2 protein-coding genes are annotated in these 15,159 nt (G+C 75.4%); both read right to left on the bottom strand.

Going from position 1 to position 15,159, the window contains the following annotated elements; translation table 11 throughout:
• Position 1 precedes the first annotated feature (1 nt).
• Entirely contained in the window at positions 2-10,957 is a 10,956-nt protein-coding gene (locus tag ACGF7U_RS26525) for an SDR family NAD(P)-dependent oxidoreductase (protein WP_393111106.1), read from the bottom strand.
• Between the two features lie 47 nt (positions 10,958-11,004).
• A partial coding sequence (locus tag ACGF7U_RS26530; protein WP_393111108.1) for an SDR family NAD(P)-dependent oxidoreductase occupies positions 11,005-15,159 on the bottom strand: 4,155 nt, incomplete at its 5' end.

Raw genomic sequence — 15,159 nt, forward strand, 5'->3', positions numbered from 1 at the left:
CTCAGGAGATTCCAAACTCTTTGCTGATGAAGTCGAAGATCTCGTCATCGCTGGCCGAGTCGAGATCGGGCCGGTCCGACTCGGCGGCGGGCACGGCCGCCAGGTCGGACGCCTTGGCGAGCAGGTCCTGCATCCGGGCGGTGAACCGGGCCCGGGCCGCCGGGTCGAGCGGGATGGTGTTGAGCAGGCTCTCCACGGTGTCGATGCCCTGGAAGATGGGTTGGGCGGAGGGCGCCTCGTCGGCGGCGATCTCGCCGGTCAGCTTCTCGGCGAGCGCGGTCGGCGTCGGGTAGTCGAAGACCAGCGTCGCCGGCAGCCGCAGCCCGGAGAGGGCGTTGAGCCGGTTGCGCAGGTCGACGGCGGTGAGCGAGTCGAAGCCCAGGTCGGTGAAGAGCCGGTTCGGGTCGACGGCGTCGGCGCCGGCGTGGCCGAGGACGGCGGCGATGTTCGCCCGGACCACGTCCAGCACCACCTTCTGCCGCTCCGGCCCGGCCAGCCCGGCGAGGCGCTGGCCGAGCTGCACCCCGCCGGAGCGGGTGCCGGCCGCGTCGACGGAGCGTCGCATCGGCGCCCGGACCAGCGCCCGGAGCATCGGCGCGAGGGTGCCGGACTCGGCCTGCGTCCGCAGCGTCCCTACGTCCAGCCGCATCGGCACGACCGCCGCCGCGTCGAGCCGCCAGGAAGCGTCGAACAGGTCCAGCGCCTGCTCGGTGGCCAGGCCCGCCGCGCCCTGCTCGGCCATCCGCCGCACGTCCGCGTCGTCGAGGTGGCCGGTCATGCCGCTGGCCTGCTCCCACAGGCCCCAGGCGAGGGAGACGCCGGCGAGGCCGCGGGCCCGCCGGTGCGCGGCGAGGGCGTCGAGGAAGGCGTTCGCCGCCGCGTAGTTGGACTGGCCGGCGCTGCCCAGCGTCGCCGCCGCCGAGGAGAAGAGCACGAAGGCCGCGAGGTTCGCGTCGGCGGTGAGGCGGTGCAGGTGCCACGCCGCGTCGATCTTCGGCACGGCGACCGCGTCCACCCGCTCGGGGGTCATCGACTCCAGCACGCCGTCGTCGAGGACGCCGGCGGCGTGCACCACGGCGGTGAGCGGGTGCTCGGCGGGCACCCCGGCCAGCAGCGCCGACAGTGCGTCGGGGTCGGCGGCGTCGCAGGCCGCGACGGTCACCTCCGTGCCGGCGCCGGCGAGTTCGGTGACCAGGTCGCCGATCCCGTCGGCCGCCGCGCCGCGCCGCCCGGCCAGCAGCACATGCCGTACGCCGTGGGTGGTCGCGAGGTGGCGGGCCAGGATGCGGCCCAGCACCCCGGTCCCGCCGGTGATCAGCACGGTGCCGTCCGGGTCGATCCCGCCGGGCAGCAGGTCCACCCCGGCCGGGACCCGCCCGAGCCGTGGCGTCCGGACCTGCCCCGCCCGCACGGCGAGCTGCGGTTCGCCGGAGGCGATCGCGGCGGCCAGCACGGCGGCGCTGTCGGCGGCGTCGTCGAGGTCGACCAACTGGCACCGGCCCGGGTGTTCGAGCTGCGCGGTGCGCAGCAGGCCCCAGACCGGGGCCTGGCGCAGGTTGACCACCGGCTGCTCCCCCGCCGCGACGGCGTCCCGGGTCACCAGCACCAGCCGGGACTCGGCGAACCGGTCGTCGGCGAGCCAGGTCCGCAACGCGGCGAGGGCACGGTGCGTGGTGGCCCGCGCCTGCCCGGCCAGCGCCGGGTCCGTCGGGTCGCCGACGCCGCCGACCGGGACGATCACCACCTCGGGGGCCGGCTCGCCGCCGGCCAGCAGGTCGCCCAGCGAGTCGAGGTCGACGTCGGTGCGCACCCGTGCACCGGCCGCCTCGCAGGCGGCGGCGAGGGCCAGATCGTCGCCGCCGAGCACCACCCAGCGGGTGGCCGCCGGCACCGGGCCGGTGGGCACCGGCAGCGCCGGCCAGTCCACCTGGAACAGCGACTCGTGCCGGCCGGAGCGGGCCGCGCCGAGCGAGTCGCCGGTGACCCGGCGCATGATCAGCGAGTCGACGTGCAGCACCGGGGCGCCGGTGGCGTCGGCCACCTGGAAGGAGACACCGACCTCGCCGGCCGCGGCGACGCGCACGCGCAGGGCGGTGGCCCCGGCGGCGAGCAGGGAGACCCCGGTCCAGGCGAACGGGAGCCGGGGCACGGTGGCGTCCGCGCCGTCGCCCATCCGGCCGAGGAAGCCGCCGATCGACATCGCCTGCAACGCGCCGTCCAGCAGCGCCGGGTGCACGCCGAAGCGGCCGGCCTCGGCGTGGTGGTCAGCGGGCAGCTCGACCTCGGCGAAGACCTCGTCGTCGCGGGTCCACGCGGCGCGCAGGCCGCGGAACGCCGGGCCGTACCCGAAGACGGTCGCCTCGATGCCGGAGTAGAAGTCGTCGGACTCGACGCGGGTCGCGCCGGGCGGCGGCCACACCCCGAGGTCGAAGGCGGGCGCGGCGCCCTCGGCCGGCCGCGGGGCGAGCAGGCCGGTGGCGTGGCAGGTCCAGGCCACGTCGGCGAGGATCTCGTCGGAGCCGTCCCGGTAGGGCCGCGAGTAGAGCTGGACGGTGCGCCGCCCGTCGTCGTCCCGGTCGCCGACCATCAGCTGCACCTGGAGCGCGCCCATCTCGGGCAGGACGAGCGGGGCGAGCAGGGTCAGCTCCTCCACCGTCGGGCAGCCCGCCTGCTCGCCGGCGTACGTGGCCAGCTCCACGAAGGCGGTGCCGGGCAGCAGGATGTTGTCCATCACCCGGTGCTCGCCGAGCCACGGGTGGGTACGCACCGACAGCCGCCCGGTGAAGACCATCCGCTCGCTGTCCGGGAAGGTCAGCGTGGCGCTGAGCAGCGGGTGTCCGGCGTCCTGGAGGCCGGCGGAGCTGACGTCCTGCGCCCGGTGGACCGGGGGTTCCACCCAGTACCGCTGGTGGTCGAAGGCGTAGGTGGGCAGGTCGACGGTGTCGGTCTCGGCGAGAATCCTCGTCAGGTCGACGGGCAGGCCGATCGCGTGGGCGGTGGCCAGGTTGGTCAGCAGCCGGGTCGGGTCGTCGTCGCCGCGACGCAGACTGCCCAGGGTGTACCCGCTGGTGCCGGTGTCGTCCAGGATCGCGGTGACCGGCATGGTGAGCACCGGATGCGGACTGATCTCCACGAACACGCTGTGCCCGGCGGCGACCGCCACGCGCACCGCGGCGTCGAACCGCACCGTCTGGCGCAGGTTGTCGTACCAGTAGTCCGCCGTCATCGACGCCGGGTCCACCCAGTCCCCGGTCAGGGTCGACACCAGGCGGGTGTGACCGGGCTGCGGGACGATGTCGGCCAGATCGGCACGCAGCCGCTCGGCGACCTCCTGCACGGCCGGCGAGTGCGACGCGTAGTCCACCGGAATCAACCGCGCCCGCACACCCTCGGCCTGACAGGCGTCGACAAGGTCCGCGACGGGCTGCGGCGGACCGGAGACCACCACGGTCGACGGGCCGTTGACCGCCGCCACCCCGACACCCGGGAACCCGTCCAGGCGGGCGGTGACGGCCTCGGCGGGCAGGTCCACCGACGCCATCGTCCCGGTGCCCCGCAGCACGGTCAGCGCCCGCGACCGCAACGCCACCGCCTTCGCCGCGTCCTCCAGCGACAGGATCCCCGCCACACAGGCCGCGCCGATCTCACCCTGCGAATGACCAATCACCGCCGCCGGGGTGACACCGGCGTGCTGCCAAAGCGCGGCGAGGGCGATGCCGACGGCCCACAGGACCGGCTGCACGACCTCCACCCGCTCAAGCCACGACTCGTCCTCGCCCGTCAACACCGAGACGAGGTCCACGTCCAGGTACGGGGCGAGGGCCCGCTGGCACTCGGCGAGCTTTGCGTCGAACACCGGCGTACGACCGACCAGACCGGCCGCCATCCGCGCCGACTGCGCACCCTGACCCGGAAACACGAACACCGGACCCGCACCATGACCAGACGTGGTGCCCGTCACCACGTTGCCCGCCGGCGCACCGGCGGCCAGGGCATCCAGGCCGGCCAGCAGTTCGGCGACGCCGGCACCGACCACGGCGGCCCGCTGGTCGAACGTCGACCGGGTCGTGGCGAGGGACCAGCCGACCGCCGCCGGGTCCAGACCGTCGTGCCCGCGCACATACTCGGCCAGCCGGGCGGCCTGACCGGTGAGGGCGGCCCTCGACCGCGCCGACACCGGCCAGACCACGACATCCGAGGCCACCAGGCCCGGGCCGGTCGCGGCGGGGGCCTCGGCCGGCTCGTCGGCCTGCTCGATGATGACGTGCGCGTTGGTGCCGGAGATGCCGAACGACGACACCGCCGCCCGGCGGGGACGGTCCACCGCCGGCCACGGCCGGGACTCGGTCGCCAGTTCCACGGCGCCGGACGTCCAGTCGATGTGCGGGGACGGCTCGTCGACGTGCAGCGTCGCCGGGACGAGGCCGTGCCGGATCGCCTGCACCATCTTGATCACACCGGCGACGCCGGCGGCGGCCTGCGCGTGCCCGATGTTCGACTTGATCGAGCCGAGCAGCAGCGGCCGGTCGGCCGGTCGGTCCCGCCCGTAGGTGGCGAGCAGCGCCTGCGCCTCGATCGGGTCGCCGAGCGTCGTGCCGGTGCCGTGCGCCTCCACCACGTCCACGTCGGCCGTGGACAGCCGCGCCGAGGCGAGGGCCTGGCGGATCACCCGCTGCTGCGACGGACCGTTCGGCGCCGTCAACCCGTTCGACGCGCCGTCCTGGTTGACCGCCGAGCCGCGTACCACGGCGTAGACCGTGCGGCCCTGCCGGCGGGCGTCGGAGAGCCGCTGCACGAGCAGCATGCCGACGCCCTCGGACCAGCCGGTGCCGTCCGCCGAGGCGGCGAAGGACTTGCAGCGGCCGTCGGCGGCGAGGCCGCGCTGGCGGGAGAACTCTACGAACGCGGTCGGGGTGGCCATCACCATGACGCCGCCGGCGAGGGCCATGTCGCACTCGCCGCGCCGCAGCGCCTGGCCGGCCCAGTGCAGCGCGACGAGGGACGACGAGCAGGCCGTGTCCAGCGACACCGCCGGCCCCTCCAGGCCGAACGTGTACGCGACCCGGCCCGAGATGACGCTGCTGGTCATCCCGGTCAGCAGGTAACCCTCGGCGGCCTCCGGCGAGTACGCGAGCAACGAGCCGTAGTCCTGGCCGCTGGTGCCGACGAAGACGCCGGTGCTGCTGCCCCGCACGGCGGTCGGGTCGATGCCGGCGGACTCGAACGACTCCCAGGTGGTCTCCAGCAGTAGCCGCTGCTGCGGGTCCATGGCCAGGGCCTCGCGGGGCGAGATGCCGAAGAAGCCGGGGTCGAACCGGTCGACGCCGTCGAGGAAGCCGCCGCCCCGGGTGTAGAAGGTGCCGCTGGCGTCGGGGTCCGGGCTGTAGAGGGCGTCGAGGTCCCAGCCCCGGTCGGTGGGCAGGCCGGTGATCGCGTCGACGCCGTCGGCCACGAGCCGCCACAGGTCGTCGGGGGACCACACGCCGCCGGGCAGCCGGCAGGCCATGCCGATGATGGCGAGGGGCTCGTCGTCGCCGACCGCCACGGTGGCGGTCGTGGGCCGCACGGGGACCGGGGTGCCGGCGATCTCCGTACCCAGGAAGGTGGCCAGGTCGTGCGGGGTCGGGTAGTCGAAGACGAGGGTGGCCGGCAGCCGCATCCCGAAGGCGTTGTTGAGCCGGTTGCGCATCTCGACGGCGGTCAGCGAGTCGAAGCCGAACTCGCCGAACGCCCGGCGCGGCTCGATGGCCGCCGGGTCGGGGTAGCCGAGCACGGCGGCGGCCTGCCCCCGGACGATCTCGACCAGCGCGGCGGCCCGGTCGGTGTCGCCGAGCGCGGCGAGCTGCTGCACCAGGGACGCGCCGGTGGTGGCCGCGGCGGCGGCGCGGGCGGGCGTGCGGATCAGCGCCCGGTACAGCGGCGGGATGCTGCCGCCGGCGAACTGCGCCTTCATCGCGGCGAGGTCGAGGCGGGCCGGGACGAGTGCGGCGTCGGTGGTGCGGCAGGCCGCGTCGAAGAGGGCGAGCCCCTCCTCGGCCTCCATGGCGGCGACGCCGGAGCGGGAGATCCGGTTGAGGTGGACGTCGTCCAGCTCGGTGGTCATGCCGCTGCGGTCGGCCCAGAGGCCCCAGGCGAGGGTTAGCGCGGTGAGCCCGCGTGCCTTGCGGTGCTGGGCCAGCCCGTCGAGGAACGCGTTGGCGGCGGCGTAGTTGCCCTGGCCCGGTCCGCCGGCGGTGGCGGCGAGCGAGGAGTACGAGACGAACGCCTTCAGGTCGAGGTCGGCGGTCAGCTCGTGCAGGTTCCAGGCGGCGTCGACCTTGGGCCGCAGCACGCCGTCCATCCGCTCCGGGGTGAGGGAGGAGATCACGCCGTCGTCGCGGACGCCGGCGGCGTGGATGACGGCGGTGAGCGGGCGTTCCGCCGGGATGCCCGCCAGCAGTTCCGCCACGGCGGTCCGGTCGGCCACGTCGCAGGCGGCGACGGTGACGGTCGCGCCGAGCGCCGCCAGCTCCGCGCAGAGCTCGTCGACGCCCTCGGCCGCCCGGCCGCGCCGGCTGGTCAGGATGAGGTGCCGGACGCCGTACGCGGTCACCAGGTGCCGGCTCATCAGTTGGCCGAGGGTGCCGGTGGCGCCGGTGATCAGGACGGTCCCCTCCCCGTCGAACGGGGCGGCCGGCGGTTCGGCCACGGCCGGGACGCGGGTGAGGCGGGCACCGGCGGCGACGCCGGAGCGGATCACCACCTGCGGCTCGTCGGTGGCGACGGCCGGGACGAGCGCGGCGGCGGAGCCCGCCACGTCGTCGACGTCGACCAGCACGAACCGGTCGGGGTTCTCCGACTGGGCGGAGCGGAGCAGGCCGATCACCGCCGCGCCGGCCAGGTCGGTCAGGTCGGCGTCCCGGTCGGTGGCGACCGCGCCCCGGGTCAGCACGACCAGCCGGGAGGCCGCGTACCGGTCGTCGGCCAGGAACTGCTGGAGCACGGCGAGCGCCCGGTGGGTCACCTCGGCGACGACGCGCGGCACGTCGGCCGACGCGGGCGGGTCGAGGAAGGGCACGACCAGCACGCCGGGCACGTCCGCCCCGTCGTCCATCGCCGTGGCCAGGGCGGTCAGGTCGGGGTACGCCGACACGGCCGTCCCGGTGGCCGCGACGGCCTCGGTGAGGGACGGCGCGTCGCCGACCACCGCCCAGTCGACGGTCGACGGCCCGGCGGCCGGGGCGAGCGGGGCCCACTCGACCCGGAACAGCGACTCCGTCCCGCCACCTCCGGCGGTGCGGAGCTGGTCGGCGGAGACCGGCCGCAGGACGAGGGAGCCGACGGAGATGATCGGCGCGCCGGTGACGTCGGCGAGCAGCAGCGAGATGCTGTCGGCTCCGGTGTGCGAGACCCGCACCCGGGCCGCCGCCGCACCGGCGGCGTGCAGGGCGACGTCGTTCCAGGAGAACGGCAGCCGGCCGTATCCGGGCGGGATGCCGGCCCCGGCCGGCGCGGCGGCGGGCGTGGCCAGCCCGAGGGTGTGCAGCGCCGCGTCGAGCAGCGCCGGGTGCAGTCCGTACCCGTCGGCCTCGGCGGCGGGGGCCTCCGGCAACGCCAGCTCGGCGAAGAGGTCGTCGCCGCGCCGCCAGGCGGAGCGCAGCGCGATGAAGGACGGACCGTAGTCGTAGCCCTGGGCGGCGAGGTTCAGGTACAGGTCGTCGGTGGCGACCTCGGTCGCTCCCGGCGGCGGCCAGGCGGTCAGGTCGGACCAACCCGAGGGCCCGCCCGGTCCGGCGGGGCCGCCGGCCAGCACACCGCTGGCGTTGCGGGTCCAGGTCCGCTCCCCGGCGCCGTCGGCCGGGTCGCCGTCCAGCGCGGAGTGCAGGGACACGGAGCGGCAGCCGGTCTCGTCGGCCGGGCCGATCCATAGCTGGATGTCCACGCCGCCGGTCTCGGGCAGGATCAGCGGCGACTCCAGGGTGAGTTCGCGGACGTGGTCCGCGCCGACGTGCGCGCCGGCCTGGAGGGCGAGTTCGACGAAGCCCGTGCCGGGCAGCAGCACGGTGTCGAAGACGACGTGGTCGGAGATCCACGGGTGGGTACGCCGGGCCAGCCGCCCGGTGAACAGGAAGCCCTCGGCGTGCGCGACGCCGACGGCGGCGCCGAGCAGGGGGTGCCGCGCGGGCCGCAGACCGACCGCGGTGACGTCTCCGGTCCATCCCGCCCCCGCCTCGGGCCAGTAGCGCTGGCGCTGGAAGGCGTACGTGGGCAGGTCGACCCGCCGCGCGCCGGTGTCCGCGAACCACTCCCGCCAGGTCACCGGCACGCCGTGCACATGCAGCTCGGCCAGGGCGTGCAGCAGCGCGTGCGCCTCCGGCCGGTCCCTGCGCTGGACGGCGACCGCCAGCACGTCGTCGTCGGGCAGGATGTCCGCCGCCATCGCGGTCAACACACTCTGCGGGCCGACCTCCAGGAACGTGTCCACCCCGGCCGCCCGCAGCGCGGTGATGCCGTCGGCGTACCGCACCGCCTCACGGACGTGCCGCACCCAGTACTCCGAGCTGCGGACCTCCTCGGCGTCGGCGAGGGCGCCGGTCACGTTCGACACCAACGGCAGCACCGGCGCCGCGAACGCCAGCCCGTCCAGGACCGTGCGGAACTCCGCCAGCATCGGCTCCATCAACGGACTGTGGAACGCGTGACTCACCGCCAGCCGACGAGTCCGCGCCCCGCGCTCCTTCCAGAGCCGCTCCACCTCGTCGAGAACATCGACGGCCCCGGACACCACGACCGACGTCGGCCCGTTCACCGCCGCGATCCCCACCCGGTCGCCCAGCCCGGCGATCGACTCGACCACCGCCGCCTCGCCCGCCGCCACCGCCAGCATCCCGCCACCGGCCGGCAACGCCTGCATCAACCTGCCCCGCGCCGCCACCAACGCGCACGCGTCGCCCAGGGACAGCACACCCGCGACGTACGCGGCGGTCACCTCACCGATCGAGTGCCCCGCGACCATGTCCGGCACCACACCGAACGACTCCACCAGCCGGAACAACGCCACCTCGACCGCGAACAGACCAGCCTGGGTGAACACCGTCTGATCCAGCAGCGCCCCCTCGGCCGAACCCTCGGCAGCGAACAGCACCTCCCGCAACGGACGCGGCAACAACGGATCGAGCTGCCCGCACACCTCGTCCAGCGCGGCGGCGAAGACGGGGAACGCCGCGTACAGTTCCCGGCCCATGCCCGCGCGCTGCGCGCCCTGACCCGAGAACAGCACCGCCAGCGAACCCCGACTGCCGGCCTGGCCCACGACCACACCGCCCGCCGGTGCGCCGGACGCCAGCGCCCGGAGCCCGGCGAGCAGGTCGTCTCGGTCGGTGGCGGGCACCACGGCGCGGTGGTCGAGGGTGGACCGGGAGGTGACCGACGAGAAGGCCACGTCCAGCGGGCGCAGGGTCTCGTCGGCGGCCAGCCGGACGGCCCAGCGCTCCGCCTGCCCGGCGAGGCCGGCGGCGTCCCGGGCGGACACCAGCACCGGCACGACCGGCCGCTGGACGACCGGCGCGGCGTCGGTCGGCGCGGGTTGGGGCGCCGGCGCCTGCTCCAGGATCGTGTGCGCGTTCGTGCCGGACACCCCGAACGAGGAGACGGCCGAGCGGCGGGGCCGGTCCACCGCCGGCCACGGCGTCGCCTCGGTCACCAGCGAGACGGCGCCGGCCGACCAGTCGACCTCCGGGGTCGGCTCGTCCACGTGCAGGGTCGGCGGCACGACGCCGTGCCGCATCGCCATGACCATCTTGATCACGCCGGCCACCCCGGCGGCGGCCTGGGCGTGCCCGATGTTCGACTTGACGGAGCCGAGCAGCAGCGGCGCGGCGTCGCCCCGATCCTGCCCGTACGTGGCGAGCAGGGCCTGCGCCTCGATCGGGTCGCCGAGCCGGGTGCCGGTGCCGTGCGCCTCCACCACGTCCACGCCGCCCGCGGCGAGACCGGCGTTGGCCAGGGCCTGCTGGATCACCCGCTGCTGGGAGGGCCCGTTCGGGGCGCTCAGGCCGTTGGACGCGCCGTCCTGGTTGACGGCGCTGCCCCGCACCACGGCGAGGATCGGGTGGCCGTTGCGCTGCGCGTCCGACAGCCGCTCCAGCAGCAGCACGCCGACACCCTCGGACCAGCCGGTGCCGTCGGCGGCGGCGGCGAACGCCTTGCACCGGCCGTCGGCGGCGAGCCCGCGCTGCCGGGAGAACTCGACGAAGGCGGCCGGGGTGCACATGGCGGTGACCCCGGCGACGATGGCCAGGGTGCACTCCCGCTGCCGCAGCGCCTGCCCGGCGAGGTGCAGGGCGACCAGGGAGGACGAGCAGGCGGTGTCGATGGTGACCGCCGGCCCCTCCAGGCCGAAGGTGTAGGCGATCCGGCCGGAGACGACGCTGCCGGCGTTGCCGGTCATCAGGTGCCCTTCCAGGCCCTGTGCGGCGCCCATCAGCACGGTGCCGTAGTCCTGCCCGGTGCTGCCGGCGAAGACGCCGGTGCGGCTGCCGCGCAACGAGTGCGGGTCGATGCCGGCCCGTTCGAGGGCCTCCCACGAGGTCTCCAGCAGCCAGCGCTGCTGCGGGTCCATCGCCAGCGCCTCGCGCGGGGAGATCGCGAAGAAGCCCGGGTCGAAGTCGGCCAGGTCGTGGACGAAGCCGCCCTGCCGCGTGTACGACGTGCCGACCTGCTCCGGGTCACTGTCGTAGAGCGACCCGAGGTCCCAGCCGCGGTCCTCGGGGAAGTCGGTGACCACGTCCCGGCCGGACGCGACCACCTCCCACAGGTCCTCCGGCGACCGCACCCCGCCGGGGAACCGGCAGCTCATGGAGACGATGGCGACCGGTTCCTGTTCACCGGCCTCCACCTCGCGCAGGCGCTGCCGCACCTGGTGCAGGTCAGCGGTGACCCGCTTGAGGTAGTCGAGAAGCTTCGCCTCGTCAGCCATGGACCGCGCACTCCTTGTGTTGACCCGTCGACGCAGCAGCGATCACGTCAGGACATCCCCAGCTCGCGGTCGATGAAGTCGAAGACCTCGTCCGGCGTCGCGTCCTGGAGCTTCTCGGCGACGGTGTCGCCGTCCGCCGGCGCGTCGGCCTCGTTGAGGGAGGCCAGCAACGCCCGCAGCCGCTCGGTGATCCGAATCCGGGCGCTGCGGTCCGGCGCCGAGCCGGAGAGCGCCGCTTCCAACCTGTCCAGTTCGCCGAAGACCGGGGCGACCCCGACCACTCCGCCGTCGACGATCGCGGCCCGCACGTACTCGGCCAGCCCGGCGGCCGTCGGGTAGTCGAAGACCACCGTGGCGGGCAGCCGGACGCCGGTGGCCGCGGTGAGCCGGTTGCGCAGCTCGACGGCGGTCAGCGAGTCGAAGCCGAGTTCCCGGAACGCCCGGTCCGGCTCGACGGCGTCCATCGAGGCGTGCCCGAGCACCGCGGCGGCCTGGCCGCGTACCAGCTCGAGCAGGGTCTTGCGCCGTTCGGCGTCGGTCTGCCCGGTGAGCAGGGCGGCCAGGGACTCCGCGGACACGCCGGCGCCCTCGGCCCGCTCGGCGGCGGCGCGCCGCGCCTCGGCCACGCCCGCGATGAGCGGGCTGGGCCGCACGGCGACGAACCCGGGGACGTACCGGGCCCAGTCGATGGCGGCCACCAGCGTCGCCGGCTCGCCGCCCGCGACGCACCGCGCGAGCGCGGTGAGGGCGGGCTCGGTGTCGAGGCGGGCCACGCCCGTACGCCGGCGGCGCTCCTCGACCGCCTGGTCGGCGGCGGCCATCCCGCCGGCCGCCCAGGGGCCCCAGGCGACGGAGGTGGCCGGCAGGCCCTGCCGGTGCCGCTGCTCGGCGAGGGCGTCGAGGTAGGCGTTGGCGGCGGCGTAGCTGCCCTGGCCGGCGGCGCCGAGCTGGCCGGCCATCGCGGAGAACAGCACGAACGCGCGCAGCTCCCGGTCGACGGTCAGCTCGTGCAGGTGCAGCGCGCCGAGCACCTTGGGCCGCAGGACGGTGGCGAGCCGCTCGGCGGTGAGCCCGTCGAGCACCCCGTCGTCCAGCACACCGGCCGCGTGCACCACGCTGGTCAGCGGCGCGTCGGCGGGTACCTCGTCGAGCAGCTTGGCCAGCGCCGCCCGGTCGGCCACGTCGCAGGCGGCGACGGTCACCCGGGCGCCGGCGTCGGTCAGCTCGCGAACCAGCGCGGTGGCGCCCGGGGCGTCCGCGCCCCGGCGGCTCACCAGCAGCAGGTGCTCGGCGCCGCGGGCGGCCAGCCAGCGGGCCACCTCCGCGCCGAGCGCGCCGGTGCCGCCGGTGACCAGCGTGGTGCCCGGGTAGCCCGCCTCGTCGGTGACGGCCGCGCCGCCGGGCGCCCGCACGAGCCGGCGCACCAGGATGGTCGCGCCGTCGACCGCGAGTTGGTCCTCGCCGTCGAGGCCGGTGAGCGCGGCGCAGAGCAGGTCCCAGCCGTGGTCGTCCAGGGTGGCCGGGACGTCGACCAGGCCGCCCCACCGCTGCGGGTGTTCCAGGGCCACGACCCGGCCGAGGCCCCAGAGCAGCGACTGCTCCGGGCGACCGGGGGTTCCGCCCCGGGTGGTGCCGGCGGCGCCCCGGGTGACGCACCACAGCGGCGCGGCCACGTCGAGGTCGCCGAGGGCCTGGATCAGCGCCAGCGACCGGGCGAGGAACGGCGGCACCGGCTGGGTGTCGTCGACCGCGCCGTCGGCGAGGGCGAGCAGCGACAGCACCCCGTCGAGCGGGGCCGGTCCGCCGTCGGCGGTCCGGGTCGCGGTGGCCAGGTGCGCGGCGAGGGCGGCCCGGTCGGTCAGGATCTCCGGCAGCAGCACCAGTCGGGCGTCGGCGCCCCGGCGGCCCAGCTCGGCGACGGCGGCCTCGCCCTCCTCCGGGTGCCGTTCGTCGGCGACGACCCACCAGGCGCCGGGGAGGAAGCTGACCGGCGTTCCGGTGTACGGCTGCCAGACGCTGCGGTACCGCCAGTCGTCCAGGGTGGACCGTTCCCGCTGCTGCCGCCGCCAGGAGGCGAGCACGGGCAGGGCCGCACCCAGCCGTTCCAGGGATTCCGTGGCACTCTGCGCGGTGAGTTCCGCGAGCGCGGCCAGGTCCTCCCGCTCGACGGCCGCCCAGAACGCGGAGTCGACGCCGCTCGGGGCCTCGTCGGCGCCGCCCTGCCCGGTCGTCGCGGTCGGCCAGAACCGGTCCCGGTCGAAGGCGTACGTGGGCAGGTCGACGGTGTCGGTCTCGGCGAGGACCTTGGTCAGGTCGACGGGCAGGCCGATCGCGTGGGCGGTGGCCAGGTTGGTCAGCAGGCGCGTCGGGTCGTCGTCACCGCGACGCAGACTGCCCAGGGTGTACCCGCTGGTGCCGGTGTCGTCGAGGATCGCGGTGACCGGCATGGTGAGCACCGGATGCGGGCTGATCTCCACGAACACGCTGTGCCCGGCGGCGATGGCGACGCGCACGGCGGCGTCGAACCGCACCGTCTGGCGCAGGTTGTCGTACCAGTAGTCAGCCGTCATCGACACCGGGTCCACCCAGTCCCCGGTCAGCGTCGAGACGAGCCGCGTGTGGCCCGGTTGGGGGGTGATGTCGGCCAAGTCGGCACGCAACCGCTCGGCGACGTCCTGCACGGCCGCGGAGTGGGAGGCGTAGTCCACCGGGATCAACCGGGCCCTGATGCCGTCGGCCTGGCAGGCTTCGACGAGATCGGCGACCGGCTGCGGCGGACCCGACACCACCACCGTCGACGGACCGTTCACGGCCGCCACCCCGACACCCGGGAACCCCGCAAGACGCTCGGCCACCGCGTCGGCGGACAGGTCGACCGACGCCATCGTCCCCGTACCCCGCAGCACCGTCAGCGCCCGCGACCGCAACGCCACGGCCTTCGCCGCGTCCTCCAGGGTGAGAATGCCGGCCACACAGGCCGCGCCGATCTCGCCCTGCGAGTGACCGACCACCACCGCCGGGGTCACACCCGCGTGCTGCCAGACCGCCGCGAGGGCGACGCCGACGGCCCACAGCACCGGCTGCACGACCTCGACACGGTCGAGCCACGACTCGTCCTCACCGGTGAGCACCGACACCAGATCGACGTCCAGGTACGGGGCGAGGGCACGCTGACACTGCGCCAGCCGCGCGTCGAACACCGGCGCACGACCCACCAGACCGGCCGCCATCCGCGCCGACTGCGCACCCTGACCCGGAAACACGAACACCGGACCCGCACCATGACCGGACGCGGTGCCCGTGACCACGTTGCCCGCTGGCGCGCCGGCGGCCAGGGCGTCCAGGGCGGCCAGCAGCTCGGTGACGCCGGCACCGACCACGGCCGCCCGCTGGTCGAACGTCGAACGGGTGGTGGTGAGGGACCAGGCCACGGCCGCCGGGTCCAGATCCCCGTGCTGGCGGACGTAGCGGGCCAGCCGGGCCGCCTGACCGGCGAGGGCGGCGTTCGACCGCGCCGACAGCGGCCACACGACGACGTCCGAGGCGACGAGCCCCGGGCCCGGGTCCGCGCCGTCATCGGCGGCGGGCTCCGCGTGCTCGGCGGGCACGTCCTCGGGCAGTTCGATGATGACGTGCGCGTTCGTGCCGGAGATGCCGAACGACGACACCGCCGCCCGGCGGGGACGGTCCACTCCCGGCCAGGGCCGGGACTCCGTCGCCAACTCCACCGCGCCGGCCGACCAGTCGATGTGCGGCGACGGCTCGTCCACGTGCAGCGTCGCCGGGACCACGCCCTCCCGCATCGCCAGCACCATCTTGATCACACCCGCGACACCGGCGGCGGCCTGGGTGTGCCCGATGTTCGATTTCACCGAACCGAGCAGCAGGGGCTCGTCCCGGTCCTGCCCGTAGGTGGCCAGGAGCGCCTGCGCCTCGATCGGGTCGCCGAGCGTCGTGCCGGTGCCGTGCGCCTCCACCACGTCCACGTCCGCCGTGGACAGCCGCGCCGAGGCCAGCGCCTGGCGGATCACCCGCTGCTGCGACGGACCGTTCGGCGCCGTCAACCCGTTCGACGCACCGTCCTGGTTGACCGCACTACCCCGCACCACCGCCAACACCCGGTGACCGTTACGCCGCGCGTCGGACAGCCGCTCCACCAGCAGCACACCGACACCCTCACCCCAACCCGTACCGTCCGCACC

Source organism: Micromonospora sp. NPDC047670 (assembly GCF_043204915.1).
Lineage (GTDB): Bacteria > Actinomycetota > Actinomycetes > Mycobacteriales > Micromonosporaceae > Micromonospora.